At 49.1% G+C, this 21,423-nt stretch carries 24 protein-coding genes and 1 other annotated feature; of the genes, 22 read left to right on the plus strand and 2 right to left on the minus strand.

Features of this window, described 5'->3' with window-relative positions:
* Window positions 1-7: 7 nt before the first annotated feature.
* The 22 genes from GKZ89_RS06090 (at window position 8) to pheA (ending at window position 19,173) form a co-directional block, all read left to right on the plus strand.
* Window positions 8-949, plus strand: a complete 942-nt coding sequence (locus GKZ89_RS06090; RefSeq protein ID WP_155111505.1) for a hypothetical protein — start codon at window positions 8-10, stop codon at window positions 947-949.
* 135 nt (window positions 950-1,084) lie between these two features.
* Entirely contained in the window at window positions 1,085-2,602 is a 1,518-nt protein-coding gene (locus tag GKZ89_RS06095; RefSeq protein WP_155111506.1) for a spore germination protein, read from the plus strand.
* On the plus strand, window positions 2,599-3,789 hold the full coding sequence (locus GKZ89_RS06100; RefSeq protein ID WP_155111507.1) for a Ger(x)C family spore germination protein: 1,191 nt from the start codon (window positions 2,599-2,601) through the stop codon (window positions 3,787-3,789). The genes GKZ89_RS06095 and GKZ89_RS06100 overlap by 4 nt, the downstream gene beginning before the upstream one ends.
* Entirely contained in the window at window positions 3,779-3,937 is a 159-nt protein-coding gene (locus GKZ89_RS06105) for a hypothetical protein (protein ID WP_155111508.1), read from the plus strand. Before GKZ89_RS06100 ends, GKZ89_RS06105 begins: the two co-directional genes overlap by 11 nt.
* A gap of 2 nt (window positions 3,938-3,939) precedes the next feature.
* Window positions 3,940-5,049, plus strand: a complete 1,110-nt coding sequence (locus GKZ89_RS06110; RefSeq protein WP_155111509.1) for a GerAB/ArcD/ProY family transporter — start codon at window positions 3,940-3,942, stop codon at window positions 5,047-5,049.
* Between the two features lie 95 nt (window positions 5,050-5,144).
* Window positions 5,145-5,726: a Maf family protein gene (locus GKZ89_RS06115; protein ID WP_155111510.1), complete on the plus strand. Its 582-nt coding sequence runs from the start codon at window positions 5,145-5,147 to the stop codon at window positions 5,724-5,726.
* Between the two features lie 30 nt (window positions 5,727-5,756).
* The gene (gene radC / locus GKZ89_RS06120; RefSeq protein ID WP_155111511.1) at window positions 5,757-6,443 is read left to right on the plus strand and encodes a RadC family protein; all 687 of its coding nucleotides are present in this window, start codon (window positions 5,757-5,759) and stop codon (window positions 6,441-6,443) included.
* Between the two features lie 193 nt (window positions 6,444-6,636).
* Window positions 6,637-7,659: a rod shape-determining protein gene (locus tag GKZ89_RS06125; protein WP_155111512.1), complete on the plus strand. Its 1,023-nt coding sequence runs from the start codon at window positions 6,637-6,639 to the stop codon at window positions 7,657-7,659.
* Window positions 7,660-7,751: 92 nt separating this feature from the next.
* A complete protein-coding gene (mreC, locus tag GKZ89_RS06130) occupies window positions 7,752-8,648 on the plus strand; it encodes a rod shape-determining protein MreC (RefSeq protein ID WP_155111513.1) in 897 nt (298 codons plus the stop codon).
* Window positions 8,645-9,160, plus strand: a complete 516-nt coding sequence (gene mreD / locus GKZ89_RS06135; protein ID WP_155111514.1) for a rod shape-determining protein MreD — start codon at window positions 8,645-8,647, stop codon at window positions 9,158-9,160. Before mreC ends, mreD begins: the two co-directional genes overlap by 4 nt.
* Window positions 9,161-9,278: 118 nt before the next feature.
* The gene (gene minC, locus GKZ89_RS06140) at window positions 9,279-9,962 is read left to right on the plus strand and encodes a septum site-determining protein MinC (RefSeq protein ID WP_488225884.1); all 684 of its coding nucleotides are present in this window, start codon (window positions 9,279-9,281) and stop codon (window positions 9,960-9,962) included.
* A gap of 2 nt (window positions 9,963-9,964) precedes the next feature.
* Window positions 9,965-10,768, plus strand: coding sequence for a septum site-determining protein MinD (minD, locus tag GKZ89_RS06145; RefSeq protein ID WP_155111516.1), 804 nt, complete (start codon window positions 9,965-9,967; stop codon window positions 10,766-10,768).
* Between the two features lie 507 nt (window positions 10,769-11,275).
* On the plus strand, window positions 11,276-12,061 hold the full coding sequence (locus GKZ89_RS06150; protein ID WP_155111517.1) for a M23 family metallopeptidase: 786 nt from the start codon (window positions 11,276-11,278) through the stop codon (window positions 12,059-12,061).
* Window positions 12,054-12,920: a M50 family metallopeptidase gene (locus GKZ89_RS06155; RefSeq protein WP_277753197.1), complete on the plus strand. Its 867-nt coding sequence runs from the start codon at window positions 12,054-12,056 to the stop codon at window positions 12,918-12,920. Before GKZ89_RS06150 ends, GKZ89_RS06155 begins: the two co-directional genes overlap by 8 nt.
* Before the next feature lie 57 nt (window positions 12,921-12,977).
* Entirely contained in the window at window positions 12,978-14,405 is a 1,428-nt protein-coding gene (locus tag GKZ89_RS06160) for an Rne/Rng family ribonuclease (RefSeq protein ID WP_162356540.1), read from the plus strand.
* 58 nt (window positions 14,406-14,463) lie between these two features.
* Window positions 14,464-14,544: a sequence feature (ribosomal protein L21 leader region), on the plus strand.
* Between the two features lie 15 nt (window positions 14,545-14,559).
* Window positions 14,560-14,868: a 50S ribosomal protein L21 gene (gene rplU / locus GKZ89_RS06165; RefSeq protein ID WP_155111519.1), complete on the plus strand. Its 309-nt coding sequence runs from the start codon at window positions 14,560-14,562 to the stop codon at window positions 14,866-14,868.
* 11 nt (window positions 14,869-14,879) lie between these two features.
* A complete protein-coding gene (locus GKZ89_RS06170) occupies window positions 14,880-15,218 on the plus strand; it encodes a ribosomal-processing cysteine protease Prp (protein ID WP_155111520.1) in 339 nt (112 codons plus the stop codon).
* A 12-nt stretch (window positions 15,219-15,230) separates the two neighbouring features.
* Entirely contained in the window at window positions 15,231-15,524 is a 294-nt protein-coding gene (gene rpmA, locus GKZ89_RS06175; protein WP_155111521.1) for a 50S ribosomal protein L27, read from the plus strand.
* A gap of 379 nt (window positions 15,525-15,903) precedes the next feature.
* Window positions 15,904-16,452 (plus strand): Spo0B C-terminal domain-containing protein, encoded by a 549-nt coding sequence (locus tag GKZ89_RS06180; protein WP_155111522.1) that lies wholly within the window; start codon window positions 15,904-15,906, stop codon window positions 16,450-16,452.
* Between the two features lie 30 nt (window positions 16,453-16,482).
* Window positions 16,483-17,772 (plus strand): GTPase ObgE, encoded by a 1,290-nt coding sequence (gene obgE, locus GKZ89_RS06185; RefSeq protein WP_155111523.1) that lies wholly within the window; start codon window positions 16,483-16,485, stop codon window positions 17,770-17,772.
* An 80-nt stretch (window positions 17,773-17,852) separates the two neighbouring features.
* Window positions 17,853-18,296: an ACT domain-containing protein gene (locus tag GKZ89_RS06190; protein ID WP_155111524.1), complete on the plus strand. Its 444-nt coding sequence runs from the start codon at window positions 17,853-17,855 to the stop codon at window positions 18,294-18,296.
* 16 nt (window positions 18,297-18,312) lie between these two features.
* On the plus strand, window positions 18,313-19,173 hold the full coding sequence (pheA, locus tag GKZ89_RS06195) for a prephenate dehydratase (RefSeq protein WP_155111525.1): 861 nt from the start codon (window positions 18,313-18,315) through the stop codon (window positions 19,171-19,173).
* A 508-nt stretch (window positions 19,174-19,681) separates the two neighbouring features.
* Here the strand turns inward: pheA and GKZ89_RS06200 are convergent.
* Window positions 19,682-20,218 (minus strand): transcription repressor NadR, encoded by a 537-nt coding sequence (locus GKZ89_RS06200; protein ID WP_155111526.1) that lies wholly within the window; start codon window positions 20,216-20,218, stop codon window positions 19,682-19,684.
* Entirely contained in the window at window positions 20,215-21,366 is a 1,152-nt protein-coding gene (locus GKZ89_RS06205; protein ID WP_241680137.1) for an IscS subfamily cysteine desulfurase, read from the minus strand. Before GKZ89_RS06205 ends, GKZ89_RS06200 begins: the two co-directional genes overlap by 4 nt.
* Between the last annotated feature and the right edge of the window lie 57 nt (window positions 21,367-21,423).

The following is a 21,423-nucleotide window of genomic DNA, read 5'->3' on the forward strand; positions in this document are numbered from 1 at the left end:
TGATTTCATGGACAAGCAGAACAAGAAGGCTTCAATCCGGGTCGTATTGAAGGGGGAAAATGCTGAGAAGGAAACGCTGATTCCGATTACTTCGTGGAAAGACCGGGCAGCGAGGGAAACGGCTGCTTCAGCGGAGAAGGACGAGTTTGATTGGATCCTCCCGGATGAGGAGGAAGATATTTATAAAGAAGATCCAAAAGTGCAAATCGGCAAAAAAGAAAAACGGAAGGGCGCTTCTTTAAATTTTGAGAGCAAAAATGACCGGTTGTTCCCGGTAAAGCAGTTTCTTACGACAGCTTTGATTGCTGTCGTCCTCGGTGTGGCATTTGGCTTCATCGCTTTGAATGTCATCTCAGATCAGGAGATGCCTGCTGCCGTTCAGCCTCAGGCAGCATCTCCGGCAGCGGCAGAGCCAGCAGCAGAGCCGGCACAGCAGCCTGCTAAATCAGCGAGTAACGGCCGTCTGGCGACTTTTGTTGTTCAGAATGGGAAATTTTCTTCAAAAGGAGCCGCTGAAAGTCTGGCTGAGGAAATGAAGGGCAAGGGGTTTGCGGCGGCGGTAGTTGAGAGTGACGGAGCTTTTTTCGTATACGGAGGGGTTGGATTTTTGAAAGAGGAAACAGCGGCTCTCGGCCAAACGTACCAGAAGCAGCAGGTCGAGGCTTGGGGAGGAAAGCAGGCTGAGTGGCTTGTACCCGAGAGTTCCTCCAGCGGGAAACTGCAGGAAGCTGCAGAAACGATTCTCTCTGCTTCCCTGAAGCAAATTGCTGGCAGCAAGGCAGATGAGAGTGCCATTCAAGCCGCATCCGGCCTGGCAGCCGGGGTAAAGGAAGACTCTGCTTTTAAAAAAAGTTTGACAGAAGCGGCCAAACAGCTCTTGAACGATTCCTCAGCCTCAGCTGGGTGGAAAGCGCAGCAGCTGATCTTAGACGGTTTGGCAGCGAAGTAACGAATAAAAAGCACTCCAGCCTGCGGAGTGCTTTTTTGCTGTCTGTATCGATCGCTTCCTTCCATTGTATGCGTATAACCAGGCAAAGCGGAAGCATACTGAAAGCAACTGCCTTTTAATGAAGGAGCGGAAATTATGCGCGCCAAAACGAAAAAAAACAAACTGAACGCGATGGAAGCGCATCGTTTACGGTGGACAGCTGAAGCGGTTGCGCCGCGGCTCGCTGAAAATAAAGCCAAGATCGAGGAAATGCTCGGAAGCAGTACGGATCTCGTCACTCAGATGTATGTTCAGGAGTCATTCTCCTTTTTACTCGTTTACTTGGAAAACATGGCCGAAAGGCAGCAGATCGAAGAGTTCATCACGGCCCCTATCCTTCAGAAGATGGAGAAGAACATTCCGGAAGGCAAGTGGCTGGAGCAGGCGATTTCCTCCTCGGCGGGCATCCGTACGGTTCTTCACTTTGGAGAGGTGGCCGATGCTCTCGTTACAGGATCCGTTCTCATCTTCGCAGATCATCAAAGCTTTGCTTTTTCGATTCCGCTGAATTTCATGAAAGGAAGAACGGTGGAAGAGCCGCAGTCGCAGACGATGGTCAGAGGTCCCCGGGACGGATTTGTCGAATCACTGCCTGTCAACATCCCGCTTCTCCGCCGGAGGATTGCGAGCCCGCTGCTTCACTTTAAATCGCTGCATGCCGGCAAAATTACTCAAACCAAATTGGTCGTTGGGTATATGGAAGGCCTTGTTGATCAGAAAGTGCTCAATCATCTCCTGACCAAACTGTCCGGTTTAAAAACAGACAAACTATTTGAAACCGGGATGCTTGAAGAACTGCTGAAGGAGAATAGCTGGTCCCCTTTCCCGATGTTTCTCTCAACCGAACGGCCGGATGTTGCCGCCTCGGCGCTGACTGAAGGGAAGGTTGTCATCTTGATGGAGGGGACCCCTTTTTGCATCATCGCCCCTGCAACATTCTGGTCCTTCTTCCAGGCGGCGGAAGATTATTACCAGAATGCTGATATCGCCTCTCTCGTGAGGGTGATTCGGCTCATCGCCTATCTCGTGTCCCTTGGTTTTCCGGCTCTTTACATTGCTGTTACCACCTTTCATCAGGAACTGATCCCATCCGAGCTTCTCATCAGCTTAGCTGCACAGCGGGAAGGGGTGCCGTTTCCGGCATTTGTAGAAGCCCTGCTGATGGAAGTAATTTTTGAAATTCTGCGCGAAGCAGGGGTCCGGATGCCGAGGCCTGTCGGGTCCGCCGTGTCCATCGTGGGGGCAATCGTCATCGGAGAGTCAGCGGTCGCAGCCGGTCTTGTTTCCCCGGCTATTGTAATCGTGGTATCCCTGACGGCCATTTCAAGCTTCGTTGCTCCTTATTATTCTTTCTCGGGAGCAAGTCGGCTCCTGCGGTTTGTATTGATGGTCATCGCCTCCACACTTGGAATGTACGGAATGCTGATTTTTGCCATCGGCCTTGTCATTCATCTGGCATCTCTTTCGTCAGCTGGATCCGCTTACCTTGGGCCCCTGGCACCGTTTGAACTGGAGGAGCAGAAAGATGGATTTTTCCGGCTGCCGCTCTGGGTCTCAAATACGAGACTGTATAAAGCGCTTCAAAGAAAACAGGAAAGCGGGGGACTGGGGTGAAAAAATGTGTGCTGGCTGCAGCGATGGTTATTTTGCTTGCTTCCTGCGGGAGAGTAGAGCTGAACGAACTGTTTATTGTCTCTGGTCTTGGCTTTGATCCTCACCCTGATGGCCTGCTGATGTCTTTTCAAGTCATAAATCCCGGGGGGTCTGCGAAGTCGACAGGAACCAGCGGCGGCGGAGGGGCAGGCAGCGCGGTCTATACGTATACCATCAGCGGAAGCAGCATAACGGCAATTATGGAAAAAGCCAGGAATATGTTTTCCAGGAAGCTGTATTTTTCCCATCTATCCGTTATTCTTGCAGGCGAGGAATTAGCTGCCAATAACGGTTTGATGCCTATCATGGATTATTTGGAACGATATTATCAATTCAGGGACAATGTGAGTTTGTATGTGACGAGGGAAAGCTCTGCGAAAGAACTTTTATCGGTCTCCCATCCAATTCAGAACCTCCCAGCTGTTTCGATGTCGAGAAGGCTCAAAACCTACGGGGGGAGTGCGGGACTGAGCAAAGGAATGGAAGTACAGGAATTCCTTGCGTTAAATTACGGAGGCTTTACAGAGCCGGTTGTTCCGGGCTTGAAGAAATATATGCAGACAGACGCATCCGATTCATCCATATTGAACCAGATAGATGGCGATCAGAAAATGTTTGAAATGACCGGATTCGCTCTGTTTAAAAATGATAAGCTGGCAGCCTGGCTGACTCCTGAAGAGTCAAGAGGATGGTCTCTTTTAACGGACAAAACGAAAACGTTCGAGACATCCGTCGAATGCCCTGGCTATCCGGAAAAAAAGATCGGGCTCCGTTTTACAGAAACAAAGGGAAAGCTGAAAAGTACGAGTGTAGAGCCCTTGCTTTTCCAAGGGGAAGTATCTGCATCTGCCAATATACAGGAAGTCACCTGTCCGGTAAGGCTTGAAGACCCTGGTGAGCTCAGGAAAATAGAAAAAGCCGCAGAGGAAAAGCTGAAAACCGAAATGCAGAAGGCTTTTTTGAAGATGCAGGAGGTAAATTCGGACGGATTCGGTCTGCGCCAGCTGCTCTATGAGAACCATTATAAAGAATGGAAAAAGATGAAAAAAGATTGGGAAAAAGAGTTTCCGGAAGCCCGTCTGGAAGCATCAGCTCATATTACGCTGAAACTTACTGGATTAAGGATTAAGAGCATCTATGAAAAGTAAACGGTACCGCTTCACATTGTCGGGTTTCTGGCTGTTTACCGGAATTTATGGGATTTGTGCCTTTTTTGAATTGGATCTGCTGCCTGCAGATCTATGGATCAAGTCTGCACTTGACCCGATTTACAGGCTGATGTTTGGAGGGGGCTGAAGATGAATCATATACTGTCCAGGCAGCAGCTGTTTCTGCTTGTGATTAGCTTTATTACCGGAAGCTCCGTCCTGATGGCCCCTGGGCTTACAGCATCCTTTGCTCAAAATGACGCATGGATTTCAATGGTTCTTGCTGTTCTGGCCGGATTGCTGCTGAATACGGTACTGATCTTCCTGCTGAAGAAATACCATTACGCATCCATTTTTGAGATTTTTGAAAAAGTGCTCGGCAAGCTGTTCGGTTTTTTATTGAGCGGCACTGTCGTCTTCTATTCCCTGCACTTAGCGGCTTATGTGTTAAGAAACTTAAGCAATTTTATGACTACTTCGATCAGCCCGGACAGCAGCCCGGCGAATTTCCAGATTCTTATGCTGCTTATTGTCATGTACTCCGTGTTTTTTGGACTGAATAATCTGGGCAGGGTGAACCAGTTTTTTATTCCGCTGATGCTCGTGCTGCTATTTGCATCCCTGCTCCTCGTGCTGAATCAATTTAAGGTCTCAAATCTTAAGCCGTTTTTTAAAGAGGGTTTTTTGCCGATTGTACATGGAGCCTATCCCTCCCTCGGTTTCCCGTTCATTGAAATCATTTTAATGGCATCGATCCTCACCTATGTCCGTCATAAAAAAAAGCTCGGGCGGATTTATTTAACTTCTATTCTAATTGGGGGCAGCATACTGGCGGTCACGGTTTTTATCAGCATTGGGGTCCAGGGCTATGACCTAGTAACGAGGCAGACCTATTCCACCTTCGAACTGGTCAGGGATATTACTGTCATCCGCTTATTTGAGCGGATCGAAGTCCTGATCGGCATCTACTGGATTTTCGGGATTTTTGTAAAAATTACATTTTGTCTTCAGACCGCTCTGCTTGGTTTTAAAACGATGACAAAGCATACGACATATCGTCCGTTCATTCTTCCGTGCTCCGTTTTTATCTGGGTGATGTCCAACCAGCTTCATCCAGCTCTGCCGGGCTTTAATGAATATGTCACAAAATATTGGACGTTATGGTGGATGGGTCTATACCTCCTGTTCATTTTTGTGCTAGCTGCCGGACTTTGGGCGGGGAAGCATAAAGCTTTTAATAAGGGGAAAAACGAAATTTGACCTGTTAAACCTTCATTCTTTAAAATTGTGATAATTGCGCCTATTTGGTACGATACGTCTGTATCTCCCTGCGAATCACGAAAGGATGAACGTTTATGAATGAGCATCTCGAGCAGCATTTAATCCTTGCTTCCGGTTCTCCCAGAAGAAAAGAGCTTCTTGAAAATCTTAAGGTCCCTTTTAATGTCATGATCACAAATGTGGACGAAACCATTTCAGAAGGAACCGGCCCGGAAAAGGCCGTTCAGCAGCTGGCAAGGAAAAAGGCGGTCCATATAGCCGGGTCTTTTCCTGATTCCTTTATTGTTGCCGCTGATACCGTTGTAGTTCTGGATGGAGACATTTTAGGCAAGCCAAAGGATGAACAAGAAGCGATCCGGACATTGGGACGTCTTTCCGGAAGGACCCACCATGTGTATACGGGTGTCTCCATAATAAAAGGGAAGAAAGAACGAATATTTCATACCGCCACGGAAGTTACTTTTTATGACCTTTCCGGAGAGGAAATCCAGAAGTATGCGGAAACCGGAGAGCCGCTTGATAAAGCAGGTTCATATGGCATCCAAGGTTTGGGTAGCCTCTTTGTCAAAGAAATAAAAGGTGATTACTATTCGGTAGTCGGTCTTCCGGTTGCAAGGCTGCTGAGGGAATTAAGAGAGATAGGCTTTACGATATGAGATGAGCGCAGGGAATCCGGGAGGAACATAATGAATACCCTGTTGAAAATCCGTGATTTTCCTGCTGAAGAACGTCCGAGAGAAAGACTGGTGAGTGAAGGCCCCGGCAATCTCTCTAATCAGGAGCTGATTGCCATCCTGCTGAGGACAGGTTCCAGCAGTGAATCTGTTCTCCAGCTGTCCTCGAGAATCCTTTCCCATTTTGAGGGACTGAAGCTCTTAAAGGAAGCATCCATCGAAGAAATGACGGCTATTTCCGGGATCGGCCAGGCTAAGGCAGTCCAGATTATGGCGGCCATGGAGCTTGGCAGAAGGATCCAGAAGCTTTCGGCTGAGGACCGGTATGTCATCCGCTCGCCGCAGGACGGGGCAAACTATGTGATGGAAGAAATGAGGTTTCTGACACAGGAGCATTTTGTCTGCCTGTATCTGAACACGAAAAATCATGTCATTCATAAGCATACCGTCTTTATCGGCAGCCTCAATGCCTCGATCGTCCATCCGCGGGAAGTGTTTAAAGAAGCTTTCCGGAGAGCGGCAGCATCCTTTATCTGCATCCACAATCACCCCTCAGGTGACCCTACTCCGAGCCGGGAAGACATTGACGTGACGAAGAGACTTTCCGAATGCGGCAAAATGATTGGAATCGAATTGCTGGACCATTTGATCATCGGCGACCAAAAATACATCAGCTTAAAGGAAAAAGGATATTTGTGACCCTAAATTCACTTTTTTTTTTGTCGTTTTACGTTATAATAAGGTTTATGAGTTTTTTCGTTAACGTTCAACCATATTATGAAAGCTGTGTTAAATTCTGAAGCTGATTACGGTTTGAAAAAACGGTCCGCGGACAAGCTTAACAGAGCCCATTATAAAAAAAGTGATTCGTTTCAGAAAGGGAGATACACGAATGTTTGGAATTGGTACTAGAGACCTTGGCATAGATCTGGGTACGGCGAATACCCTTGTGTTTGTTAAAGGAAGAGGAATTGTTCTGCGCGAGCCTTCTGTCGTTGCCTTGCAGACAGATACAAAATCAATCGTTGCTGTCGGAAACGACGCGAAAAACATGATCGGCCGCACACCGGGGAATGTCGTTGCCCTGCGCCCTATGAAAGACGGGGTTATCGCAGATTACGAGACAACTGCAACGATGATGAAATACTACATAAAGCAGGCTACAAAAAACAAAAGTCTGTTCTCCAGAAAACCTTATGTGATGGTATGTGTGCCTTCGGGCATCACGGCAGTGGAAGAGAGAGCCGTTATTGATGCAACAAGACAGGCGGGGGCAAGGGATGCCTATACGATCGAGGAGCCTTTTGCAGCTGCCATCGGTGCGAATCTCCCGGTCTGGGAGCCGACCGGAAGCATGGTCGTTGATATCGGGGGCGGTACGACGGAAGTAGCCATCATTTCTCTTGGCGGAATCGTGACAAGCCAGTCCATCCGCGTCGCGGGCGATGAAATGGACGATGCGATTATCAACTACATCCGGAAAACCTACAACCTGATGATCGGGGACCGCACAGCAGAAGCCATCAAGATGGAAGTCGGCTCAGCCGGATCTGCTGAAGATGTAGAGAACATGGAGATCCGCGGAAGAGACTTGCTGACAGGTCTTCCGAAAACGATTGAAATCACAGCGAAGGAAGTAGCAGAAGCTCTTCGCGACACCGTGTACACCATTGTGGACGCTGTGAAAAACACGCTTGAAAAAACGCCGCCGGAGCTGGCAGCAGATATTATGGACAGGGGCATTGTCCTGACAGGAGGCGGCGCTTTGCTCCGCAACCTGGACAAAGTGATCAGCGAAGAAACAAATATGCCGGTTCTGATTGCCGAGAACCCGCTGGATTGTGTGGCAATCGGAACAGGCAAGGCGCTGGAGCACATCCACTTGTTTAAAGGCAAAACAAAAAACCTTCGATAAACTATTTTGCATTCGGTGCCCTGGACGGGGCGCCGAATCCTTTTCACCCGGACTGTCTGCATATGGAAATCAAACGTTAAGAGGTGTAAATGATGCCGCCTTTTTTTATGAACAAACGGCTTATCCTGCTTCTGGCAAGCGTCATTTTGCTCGTTGCATTAATTGGCTTCTCGCTGAAAAGCGACCGGGAGCTTTCCTGGCCTGAACGATTCGTGAAAGATTCAGCCGGCCTGTTTCAATCTGTTTTCCACAAGCCTTCCCAGTTTATCGGCGGGGCTTTTGAAGAGGTAAACGCCTTAAGGGATACATATGATGAGAACCAGTACTTGAAATCCAGAATCGAAAAGTACGCGAGCATTGATTCCGAGGTTCAATCTTTAAGAAAAGAGAATGAAAGACTGCGTGAAGATCTTGCTGGTAAAGACAAGCTTGCGAATATGAGAGAATACGAGACGATTGTCGGCACGATGATCGCACGCAATCCGGACCGCTGGTATGAATACATTACCATCGACCGCGGCAAAAGAAACGGTGTGGAAGAGGATATGGCGGTCATGACTTCCAAAGGCCTGATCGGCAAGATCAAGAGTGTGAACGAATTCACCTCTACCGTCCAGCTTCTCAGTGCCCAGGACCGTGTGAATCAAGTGCCTGCCATTGTGAAAGGGAAATCGAATATTTTTGGTTTGATAGCGGGCTATGACGAAGAAAGAGAGATGCTTCTCTACCGGAACATCAATACGAGCATGGATATCAAAAAGGGTGATCTGGTAACAACGGCAGGGAACGGCGGTGTATTTCCTTCAGATTTGACGATCGGAACAGTAGAGGATGTACAGCCGGACTCGTACGGACTTACCAAAATGGCTTACGTAAAGCCAGCAGCCAACCTGTATGATGTGGAAAATGTCATGATCCTGAAGCGCACTGCTCCTGTCCCGCCTGAAGGCGACGTGAGCAGCGGCGATACGGAGGAGGAAGCGGAGTGAGACGTTTCCTGCTTCCGGTCGTCGTTCTGTTCTTCTTTATCATGGAGAGCACTGTTGTTGACCTGGTGCTGATCCCCTCTTTTTCAGAGGACATGTATTATGTGCCGCGCTTTACACTGCTCGTCCTTATTTTTATCGCCGTCTATGTGAGGGACCAGCTTGCTATAGCCTATGCAATCTGTTTCGGTCTTCTCCATGACATTGTTTACACGGAAGTTCTCGGAATTTATCTTTTTGCCTATCCGTTCTTAGCCCTTATTTCAGGCAGGGCCCTTCGTATTCTGCAGAACAATGCCTTTGTTGTGTTATTAATTGGAATGCTCTCGATCAGTGTCCTGGAATTCTACGTTTATGGGATCCAGCTTGTCATTAATCCGGATCCGCTCAGCTTCTATGAATTTATCAACCGGCGGTTCCTTCCAACACTGGCCGTGAATTCGATTGCCGGTCTTGTTATCATTTTTCCTCTTAAACTGTTCCTTACCCGTCTCAAAAAACAGACGGAGGACTAAAAAGAGGCTGCCTGCTGCAATGCCGGCTGTTTTCCTGACCGAATGCAGCGATTGATCCGATCAAAAGAGGAAATTTGGACTGGTTTGTCGAATTTGTATGGGTATTGAGGTGAACACCGTGAAAGCTCAAAAAAAGCAGCATGTAACAATAAAGGGAACGAAAGATGGCCTGACACTCTATCTGGACGATGAGTGCTCGTATGAAACACTGATTCTTGAACTGGAAGAAATGCTTTCCTCAAAGCAATACGTCCAGGAGAACGGCCCCCTGATCGGGGTGATCGTCAAATCCGGCAGACGGCTCCTGACGGATGACCAGGAACAGACAGTGAAAACCGTTATCCGTAAAAAGAAAACGCTGTTTGTGGAAACCATCGAATCCGACGTCATGACAAAGGCTGAAGCGATGAAGCTTAAAAAAGAAACGGAAGTGGCCAAGGCAGCGAGAATCGTCCGTTCCGGCCAGGTCCTCCGTGCAGAGGGCGACCTCCTGCTGATCGGCGATGTGAATCCGGGAGGCACCGTCATTGCGAACGGCAGCATCTATATCCTCGGTGCATTAAGGGGTACTGCCCATGCCGGCTGCAGCGGAAACACACGAGCCATTATTGCTGCTTCTGTTATGGCCCCGGCCCAGCTCAGAATTCATGAGTCACACAGCCAGTCCCCGGAGCGCGTCCGGGAAGAGGAACATGGAATGGAATGTGTATACATAGATGAAGAAGGGCAAATGAAACACGACAGGCTGCAGAATGTAATGCATATCAGACCTGATTTAACTACGCTTGAGGGGGGAATGTAGCCATGGGAGAGGCGATAGTTGTAACCTCCGGTAAAGGCGGAGTCGGAAAAACGACAACCTCCGCCAATTTAGGAACATCTCTGGCCATCCTGGGCAAGAAAGTCTGCCTAGTGGATACAGACATCGGCCTTCGCAACTTGGACGTCGTGATGGGCCTTGAAAACCGGATTATCTATGATTTAGTGGACGTGGTGGAAGGACGGTGCAAAATCCATCAGGCCCTGGTAAAAGACAAGCGGTTTGATGAACTCCTCTACCTTCTTCCTGCAGCCCAGACAAGCGATAAATCAGCCGTCAATCCGGAACAGATGAAAAAACTGGTGGACGAGCTGAAGCAGGATTACGATTATATTGTCATAGACTGCCCGGCCGGGATTGAGCAGGGCTTCAAGAATGCTGTAGCAGGAGCGGACAGGGCCATCGTCGTCACGACCCCTGAAGTATCCGCAGTAAGAGACGCAGACCGGATTATCGGCCTTCTTGAAAAAGAAGAGATCGAACCGCCGAAACTTGTCATTAACCGGATCCGCACCCATCTTGTTCAAAATGGAGATATGCTGGACGTTGATGAAATTGTCGCCCACCTCTCCATTGATCTTCTGGGAATCGTAGCAGATGACGATCAGGTAATCAAAGCTTCAAACAGCGGAGAACCAATCGCCATGGACCCAAACAACCGGGCATCCATCGCCTATCGCAATATCGCACGGAGAATCCTCGGAGAATCAGTGCCTTTGCAGACACTCGATCCTCAAAACCTCGGATTCTTCGATAAAATCAAGAAATTCTTCGGAGCACGCGTATAAGTGTTCCCCCAGAGCAGCCTGATCATAGGCTGCTTTTTTTATGCTTTTAAAATGAGCGAGGGGTACTTTCGGGGATTGGGAATTGTGTGGATAGGATTGGCTATTGGGGACTGGGTATTGGGTGAATTGGCAATCTTGTACTGATTATCGTTCATTGACTATGGTGCACTGACCCCGCATTCGCTAAATCACTAAACCTCCGTCCCCTATGTATCCGATCCCTTTGCTGCCAAGGGCTGCAGCGATTCAAGCTTGTTCCCCACTTGCTTTAAGCAGCAGGGGTCAGAGCAGCCAACCCCAAACCCCCAAATCGAGCAGCCAACCCACCCCCCAAACCCACCCCCCAAACCCAATCCCCCACACCCAAATCCACCGAAAACCATTCCGCCCGTGTCCGCTCTTCAAAAATCCATCTTCCCTCCGCTCTATTTTTCTCCCGGGTCCAAAACATATATTTACCGGACAAGTCATAGACTTGTACAAACGGAGAGCAGAAGGGTGATGAGGATGCCGAACAGAGCGGATGAAATCAGGAAACGGATGGCAAAGCGGAAAAAAGCGAGAACGTCAGAGACAGCCGCAGAGCCGGTTGTTTGGAAAAAGGAAGCGATCATTGAAGAAGAGGAGAAGTATGCCGGGATTGTTCATACGTATGAGGGCGGTCCTGATACCTTGCAGGATACCGGACCGGGGCATCCGCTTTTTAAGCCTCAGGTGTTTGTGTTGAAGTTGTTCCTGTCTGCCTGCCTTGTGCTTGTGATGGCAGTGGTTTTTAAGAACCAGCCCCCTGGTACCGGACAGGTGAGAACCGCGGTCGAGGATACACTCGGGCAGGAGTTTCAGTTCGCTGCGGTTTCAGCGTGGTACCAGCAGCAGTTTGGTCATCCGCTTGCGCTGTTTCAGGCTGCTCCGGTTGAGCCTGCTCACGATCCTGAACAGCTGAATAAAGCACTGCCTGCTTCTGGAAGAATCATGGAAAATTTTAAAGCGAACGGACAGGGCGTTCTGATTGAAACGGATCTTCCGTCTATAAAAGCGATGGGTGAGGGGATTGTCATTTCGGCCGGCCAAAAACCGGATTCCGGGCTTACCGTTGTGGTTCAGCATGCAGATGGAAGCGAAACGTGGTACGGGAACCTGGAATCAGCGAATATTGCCTCTTATGACTTTGTGAAAAAAGGGCAGGAGCTTGGAACCGTTCAGATAAAAGATAACAAAAAAGGAACGTATTATTTTGCCATCAAACAGGGCGATCAGTTTGTGGATCCCATTCAGGTGATTTCGCTTGATTAAATATGCATCGCTTTTTACAAAAATCCATATCCATCCGCTGCTGTGGGCCATGATGGCGGTCAGTGCAGCTACTGCCCAGTTTAAAACACTGGCTATCCTGCTGGTGATTGTGCTTGTACATGAGCTCGGGCATGCTGTCTGTGCTGCTTACTTTTCCTGGAGAATCAAATCCATCATGCTGCTGCCGTTTGGAGGAGCTGCAGAGATGGAGGAGCATGGGAACCGTCCGGTAAAAGAGGAGCTTGCTGTAATACTTGCTGGGCCTCTTCAGCATCTGCCCATGCAGGGTGCTGCGCTGCTGGCCCAGTTTTACGGGATCATCACTCCTGAAAGCTACGCCCTGTTCACTTTTTACAATTTATCAATCCTGCTTTTTAATCTGCTTCCCATTTGGCCTCTTGATGGAGGGAAGCTGATGTTTATTCTTTTTTCCCTCTACAAGCCGTTTCCTTCTGCGCATAAATGGATGATGGTTTTTTCAGCATGTGCTTTGCTTGTTTACAAAGGGGCGGTTCTTGCCTTCTTTCCGTTTCAGCTGAATTTATGGATGATTACGGTTTTCCTCTGCTATAGCCTGTTTATGGAGTATAAGCAGCGGCATTTTATCCATTTGCGCTTTTTAATGGACCGGTACTATGGAAGCGGGAAAGCGATTCAAAAGCTGGTGCCTATAAAAGCTGAATCAGGAGAAGACCTGCTTTCAGTGATGGCCCGATTTAAAAGGGGCTGTAAGCATCCCATCATCGTTTACCGGGGCGGCGCAAAGTGGTCAGAGCTGGATGAAAATGAATTGCTGCATGCCTTCTTTTCTGAAAAGCGGACAAATTCCAAGGTGGAGGAGCTCGTCTACGCGTATTGACACGCTTGGTGAAACATGAGTAAATGGGGGCAGCGAAGCTTTGAAAGAGGGAAAGAATTGAAAACGTTATTGATTCAGGCAAAATTGCCGGTTAAACGGCTGGCACTATATGAGAATGGAAAACTTGCGGATTTAAAAATAATCGGTCCCGGGAAGGGCCGGGCCGGAAGCGTGTATTGGGGCAGGGTGGCTCAGGTTGTAAAGGGGATGGAAGCGGCGTTTATCGACATCGGCCTGGAACGGAACGGCTTTATGAGGCTTGAAGATCTTCCGTCCTACAGAAAGCAAAGGGACGCCTCCGGCAGCATATCCTCCTATCTTCATGAAGGACAAAAGCTGATGGTCCAGATTAAAAAAGAAGGGGATCAGTGGAAGGGTCCGGCACTCTCCGGAAACATTGAATTCCCGGGAAGTTCCCTTGTGTACATGCCCTTTGGCGGGAAAGTGACCCTCTCAAGGAAAATCGGAGAGGATTCAATCCAGCGGTTAAGGGAGTGGGGAGCAGCCGTATTGGAGGGAGAAGAGGGGATCCTCCTTCGAACGGCCGCTGAGGCCAGTGAAGAAGGAGATTTGCTGCAGGAGCTTCAGGCGCTGCGAAAAGATTACAAGAGTCTCGAGCCTGCTGCAGACCGCAAAGCGCCCCACCTGTTGAAGGAAGGCGGCGATTTGGTCGAAACCATCCTTGCAGAGCGGCCGCTTTCATCCTATCACCAGATCTTCAGCGATTCCAGGGAAGTTGCAGCGCAGCTAAAAAAACACCTTCCTGAAGAGGACCAATCCTCTATTATTTATGAAAAGGAAGACGCTGTTCAGTTTGCAGACCTGGAGGCGGACGTGGCCAAACTGCAAAAAAAAGCAGTCTGGCTGAAAAACGGCGCCTATCTGCTCGTGGAAAAAACAGAAGCGCTTCATGTAATCGATGTAAACTCCGGAAAGTTTACCGGACGCGATTCTAAGCAGCGGACAATTCTTGAGACCAACCTGGAGGCAGCCGCCGAGGCAGCGAGGCAGATCCGGCTCAGGAACTTGAGCGGCATGATCCTGATTGATTTTATCGATATGAAGGAAAAGGCTGATCAGCAGAAAATCGTTTCCCGGCTGCAGAGTGAATTCGGCAGGGACCGGATCCAGACGAGAATCATCGGCTTTACTGAACTGAACCTGCTGCAGATTACCCGAAAAAAAACAAGCGAGGATCTTGCAGGCCAGTCATCTTCACCGTGCCGGGTCTGCGGGGGCAGCGGAGCTGTCCCGTCGGCTGAAACGGCGGCCCTGGAGCTGGTCAGCGAACTTCGCCGCCACCGCAATATCGACAGCGAAGCCATCTGGGTGGAAGCGGACGGGGAAGTGAAAGCTCTATTTGAAGAAATGGGGGAAGATTGGCCTTTTAAACTGTTTTTAACATCAGGCCCATTCAGTAAGCCGGAATACATAATCCGCCAGGTCGGAGACGAAGCTGAGATCAGGTCCCGGATCCTGCAATAAATTATATTGACAAAGAGGATGCTTTTTTGGTAACATTCTCTTGTTACTGTTTGTAGCACCCGTGCTACAACCGCTCGGAACCAGGTCTTAAGCAGCCGCTTAGGCGCTCACCTGCAAACCGGCGAGTCTGAGTATAAATAGGAGGTGCAGTGGAATGTACGCAATTATTGAAACTGGCGGAAAGCAAATTAAAGTAGCAGAAGGCCAAGCAGTCTACATTGAAAAAGTGGCAGGCGAGCAAGGTGAAACCGTTACTTTTGACAAAGTTTTATTCGTAGGAGGCAGCGACGTTAAAGTCGGAAGCCCTCTAGTAGCAGGAGCAACCGTTACGGCGAAAGTTGAAAAGCAGGGCCGTGCGAAGAAATTGGTTGTTTTCAAATACAAAGCGAAGAAAAACCAGCGTAAAAAGCAAGGTCATCGTCAGCCATACACAAAAGTTGTTATTGAAAAAATCAACGCGTAAGGCTTGATCCTATGATAAACGTTACCGTTAACCGCTCTAGCAGCGGTGCCATTCAATCCTTTTCCATGTCGGGACACGCAGAGTTCGATGATACAGGTAAAGATCTTGTCTGCGCTGGAGCATCATGTGTAGCTTTCGGCTCCATTAATGCTGTTCATGCACTGACAGGCATCGATCCTGTTATCGAAACGGACCAGAAAAATGGATACCTTTCTTTTCAATGGCCGGAGTCTGCTTCAGGCGAAGCTTTTGAGAAGGGACAGCTCCTGCTTGAAGGCATGCTTGTTTCCATGAGAACGATTGAAGAACAATACGGGGAATATATCCGTATTGCCATCTTGGAAAAATAGGAGGTGAATCTCATGTTTTTGAAATTGGACATTCAATTTTTCGCTTCCAAAAAGGGAGTAGGTTCCACAAAAAACGGCCGTGATTCCATGTCGAAGCGTCTGGGCGCAAAACGTGCTGACGGACAATTCGTTACAGGCGGATCCATCCTTTACCGCCAGCGCGGTACAAAGATCTATCCGGGTGAAAACGTTGGCCGCGGCGGTGATGACACTCTGTTTGCAAAAGTTGACGGTGTAGTGCGTTTCGAACGCCTTGGCCGTGACCGCAAAAAAGTGAGCGTATACCCTGCAGCTCAAGAAGCTTAATTCAACCGAAACTCCAGCTGAATTCAGGCTGGAGTTTCTTTTTTTTGCAGTCAGGAAGGCGCAGCCGATCAGGAGGCGCAAGCCGGCTGCAGTCCATTCTTTTTTAAAGGCTATGGTAAAGCATGCTGCTGATTTTTCATATATGCCGAATTCAACCTGCCGCGAAAATCAACAGCCTGTTTTAACGGAGCTTTATTCAAAGAAACACCCCATGCTTCCCCGAATTCCTTATTTTCTGCATAAACCGTTTCTTTTCCTCTCAGAGGTTTGCTATAATTTCATCAAGTAATCTTTTTATCAGAATAAGGTTGTTCACTCAATTATTAGCCGTAAAACAATAACACATGCTCCTAAAAGAAATAGAAAGAGTGGAGTCCGGATGACAAATGAGAGTAAAAACTGGAATATGGTTGATGCGATCAGCCACTACCGCCACGATTGGATGAACCGGCTGCAGCTGTTAAAAGGCAACTTGTCTCTCGGGAAATACGAACGAGTTAATGAAATTATGGAAGAAATCATTATTGAAGCACAGCAGGAATCCAGGCTTTGCAATCTGAAGGCGCCTGAGCTCGCTGAACAGCTGATCAGCTTTGCCTGGGTACGGCATTCCTTTTCACTGGAGTATGAAATCATCGGGGATATGTTTTCGCTTGACAGGCATGATCATGAATTGTCTCATTGGTTCAGGGAATTTTTTCTGCTGCTGGATCAATGTGCAGGGGAACGAAGCGAGAATCAGCTGATCCTGACCATTGAAATGCTGGAAAATACGGGACAGGTTCGTTTCTTTTTTGATTTTCATGGCATCCTAACAGAAACGGAAAGCCTCCTTGCATACTTTCAAAAATTGCCGGAGAAAAAAGTCACGGAATTGTCTGCAACAGCTGAAGAATTAACGGCAGCTGTCTTATATGATACGAAGTAACAGGGCATCACAGAACGGAGGAAAGACAGTATGTTTGTCGATCAGGTCAAGATTTATGTAAAAGGCGGCGACGGAGGCAATGGAATGGTAGCCTACCGCCGCGAAAAATATGTTCCGGACGGAGGGCCGGCAGGGGGAGACGGAGGCAAAGGCGCCAATGTCATTTTCGAAGTGGATGAAGGACTCCGCACCCTGATGGATTTCCGGTACCAGCGTCATTTTAAAGCAGACCGTGGAGAACACGGTATGTCTAAAAACATGCATGGCCGGAACGCCGAAGAGATGGTTGTAAGGGTGCCGCCCGGTACTGTCGTAATGGACGATGATACAAAACAGGTCCTGGCCGACTTAACGGAACACGGACAGCGGGCCATCATTGCAAGAGGGGGCAGAGGCGGCCGTGGAAACACACGCTTTGCAACGCCTGCGAACCCTGCACCGGAAATCGCTGAAAATGGCGAGCCGGGCCAGGAACGATACATTGTCATGGAGCTGAAGCTTCTGGCGGATGTCGGACTTGTCGGGTTTCCGAGTGTCGGTAAATCCACTCTGCTGTCTATTGTATCGGCAGCGAAGCCGAAAATTGCGGATTACCATTTCACGACGCTCGCGCCAAATCTCGGAATGGTTGAGACTCAGGACGGACGCAGCTTTGTCCTGGCTGACCTTCCCGGGTTGATTGAAGGTGCCCACGAGGGGATCGGGCTCGGCCACCAGTTCCTCCGCCATATCGAACGGACAAGAGTCATCGTTCATGTTATTGATATGTCAGGTCTTGAAGGAAGGGATCCATATGAGGATTACCTCACCATCAACGAAGAGCTCAAGCAGTACAACCTTCGTCTGACTGAACGTCCGCAGATTATCGTGGCGAACAAAATGGATATGCCGGATTCAGAAGAAAATCTCATCGCTTTTAAAGAAAAGCTTGAAGACGATTATCCGGTCTTTCCTATCTCAGCTGCAACGAGGCAGGGAATCCGCGACTTGCTCTTCAACATCGCAGATACGCTTGAGACCACGTCTGAATTCCCGCTTCACGAAGAAGAGGAAGATCTCGGTGTTCACCGCGTCGTATATACGCTCGAAGAAGAAGAAACGCCGTTTATCATTACGAGAGACAGCGCTGGAATCTTTGACGTGACAGGCGAGAAAATCGAGAAACTGTTCAAGATGACAGACTTCTCAAGAGAAGAATCGATCCGCCGGTTCGCCCGCCAGCTCCGTACGATGGGCGTAGATGAAGCCCTTCGCAAAAGAGGCGCTAAAGATGGAGACACAGTAAGGCTTCTGGATTACGAATTCGATTTTGTCGACTAAAAAACAAGGTGTCCAGGCTGTTGCTGCCTGGACATTATACATATACAGAGCTTACGTGTTCCAGTAAGGAGTGTTGGGATTTGAAGGAAGAAACGTTTTTTCTCGTCCGTGAAGATGTACTCCCGGAAGCCATGAAAAAGACACTGGATGTAAAGAAGATGATTGAAAGGGGGAAGGCAGCCTCCGTTGCAGATGCCGTTCAAAAGGCAGACCTCAGCCGGAGCGCCTTCTATAAATACAGAGATGCTGTTTTTCCCTTCCATTCCGTCGTAAAAGAAAAGATCATCACACTGTTTTTTCAGCTCGAAGACCGGGCCGGCACTCTGTCCGAGCTGCTCGGGATCGTAGCAGGCGCAGGCTGCAATATTCTCACAATCCATCAGACGATTCCGCTGCAGGGGCGTGCAAATGTAACCCTGTCGCTGAATATTAACGGTATGAACGAAGACATTAACCAGCTGATTTCCCGTTTCAAAAAAATGGAGTTTGTTGACAAAGTAGAGATTCTTGGATCAGGGGCTTAAGGAGAGTAGATAGACGTTGAGTTACCGTATTGGATTTTTAGGACCGGAAGCTACATTTACCCATTTAGCTGTATCTAAATTTTTTCATGCCCAGACCGAGCAGATCCCTTACGCCACCATTCCTGCCTGCATGGATGCTGTGGCAGGAGGCGACGTCGATTTTGCGATCGTTCCGCTTGAAAATGCCATTGAAGGGTCAGTCAACCTGACCGTAGATTACCTCGTCCATGAACAGCCGCTTCATATCGTAGGCGAACTGGTCGTGCCGATCAATCAGCATCTGATGGTACATCCGAGCCGTGCATCATCATGGAGAGACTTGGAAAAAATCATTTCGCACTCCCATGCGATCGCTCAGTGTCACCGTTATCTCCATAAAGAATTTCCAAAAGCAGAGCACTCGCATGCTGCCTCCACCGGAGCAGCCGCCCGTCACATCAGCTTGAATCCGCATGAAAATGCAGCGGTCATCGCCAATGAGATGGCTTCCGAAGTATATGGTTTAACCATTGTGGAACGTGACATTCACGACTACCATTATAATCATACTCTTTTCGCCATCCTGCACCCCTCGATGAATGAAAAGCCGCCAACTCTGCCGGGCTTCGAAGGAAAGGACAAAACCACCATCATGGTGACACTCCCCTCCGACCAGGCGGGCACGCTCCATCAGGTGCTTTCAGCCTTCTCATGGAGAAAGCTGAACATGTCAAAAATCGAGTCGCGGCCTATGAAAACAGGCCTCGGCAACTACTTTTTCCTGATTGATCTGGAGCATGCCATGGACGGCATCTTAATCCCCGGCGCCATCAGTGAGCTTGAAGCACTCGGCTGCGGAGTGAAGGTGCTCGGAAGCTATAAAGCATTTTTTGCATAAAGAAAAGAAACGGATCGCGGGAATCAGCGGTCCGTTTTTTTGATGTGGGATTACCTGTGGGTGAATGGAAAGGGCGGGGGGACTTCATTCAGGTGAAAGCGGGGTCAGTACTTCATTCGGTAAAAAGCGGACTGAGTCTCTCATTCAGGAAAAAGCGGGGTCAGTCCCCCACTCAGATAAAGCACTAAAGCTCCGGCACCATCCCTGTCAACCGTTGGGGCACAAGGTTTCAGCGTGTAGAGTCTCTGTCCCCTGATGCGGTGAAGCGTGTGGGGACAGACCCGGTGCCAGTCCCCATGTTCTCTGCCGAACTAAAGCTCCGGCACCATCCCTGTCAACCGTTGGGGCACAAGGTTTCAGCGTGTAGAGTCTCTGTCCCGCGCTGCGTTAAAGCAGAGCGGGACAGACCCCGCCAAACTCCGTTTACCAGTGAGAGGTTTCTGTGGAAAATGGTGTCTGGCCATCCCCGCCTCCCCAAAAAAGCTGAACCTCCAAGGTTCAGCTTTTTTCAATCTCCTCTTATTAAAAATCCCGCTTTGTCCAGGGCAAGGCACACTTCGTCCAGGATCTCTTCTGTATCGGCTGTGATGGTGTGCATGTGAACGCCGTCTGTCAGCTGGGAGAGATAGAAGGACTGGCTTGATGTAATTTTCCTTATGAATTCTTTAACTTCCTTGCGGCTGTGCACCTGGATGGATGCTGTGAGGTCCCCGTAAACGGGGTGCTCGACACGGACATCCTTCACTGCGGCACCGTTATCAACTACTATGTTCAGTTCTTCCTCCGCCTGCTCCGGTGTATGGACACAGGCGATCAGCCGCTCGGCGTGTGCCGGGGCTGCCTGCTGATGGATATACAGGTAGCCCTGGCTTGTCGCGATGATGGGTTCGGACCGGGCTTTTAATAGAGAAATATCCTGGACGATGACCTGACGGCTCACGTTCATGGATAGTGCCAGTCCGCTTCCTGTCAGGGGTTCGGATGAGGTTTTGAGCTGGTGGAGGATTAGGTTTCTGCGTTCTTCTCCGTATACTTTTTCGTTCATTCCGGCGTCATCCTTTCTAATGCTGCCCCGCAATGCCGGTGTAAAATGGTCTCCACCTGCTCCATATGAGACAGAGTGGTGTTCCTTCCCGTGGAGATCCGAATAAAGCTGTGGGCTTCTTCTTCCGGAATTCCGAGGGAGAGAAGTGTTTCCGGGGGCTTGGCCATTCCGGAGTGGCAGGCACTTCCGGTCGCGATGGCGATGCCGTTTTGGCTGCAGGCAAGCATCGCGTACTGGCCTTCTCTATTATGCAATAAACAGCCCATGATTCCCGGGAGCTGCTGGTGGGGCTGCGGGGCTTCGATCAGCCTTCCTACTTGAGATTTTATAAGAAAGCGGGAAAAATGCTCTCTGTATTGTCTCATTTTCTCCTGTTCCCTGTCCATCGACTCTACCGTTTCAGCGGCTGCTGCGGCAAATGAGACAATGCCGGGTACATCCACCGTCCCTGGCCGGAAGCCGTTCTCATGGGAAGTCCCCGGAATGCAGGGTTTCCAGAACATATTCGGTGAAAGATAGGCAGCTCCAAGCCCTTTTGGACCGTGTACTTTATGAGAGGAGACGGTGAGAGCACTGATCCCCCAGCTCTCGGCTTCCAGTGGGAGCTTGCCGAAGGTTTGGACGCAATCCGAGTGAAAGAGAATCTTTTTTTCAGCGGCAAGGCGGCTGATTCCCGCGATGTCGTGAACCAGGCCGGTTTCCGAGTTGGCGTGTTGGATGGTGATCAAAGCGGTACGGTCCGTTATATATTCTGCCGTTTCCTTTTCCGTTATGATGCCATGTTTCCCGGGCAGTACGGTCTTTATCACATACCCTCTGCTTTTCAGGCTGTCTAAGTAGGTGCGGATCGAAGCATGCTCAGTTGCACCCATAATGATTTCATTTTTGCCTTCTTCAGCGCCGTTTAAAAGAGACTGAATAGCGAGGACATTCGCTTCGCTGCCGCTCCCTGTAAAATACAGTCCGTCTTCACTGCCTCCGATTAAAGCTGCGATCCTTCGCCTGCTGACCGCGAGCCATTCAGATGCTTTTCCGCCTTCATCATGAAGGCTCCTGCTGTTGGCATACGCCTCTTTTGCTGCCTGTGCGTAAGCTTGCAGAGCCAGCTCACTCATGGGGGCGGAAGCTGCAAAATCCAAATAAATCAATCGTGTTCCTCCATTCAAAAAAAGCCTTGTGCTTATTTTAAAATTATGTAAAGATAG

It is taken from the genome of Metabacillus mangrovi (assembly GCF_009711125.1).
Classification (GTDB): domain Bacteria; phylum Bacillota; class Bacilli; order Bacillales; family Bacillaceae; genus Metabacillus_B; species Metabacillus_B mangrovi.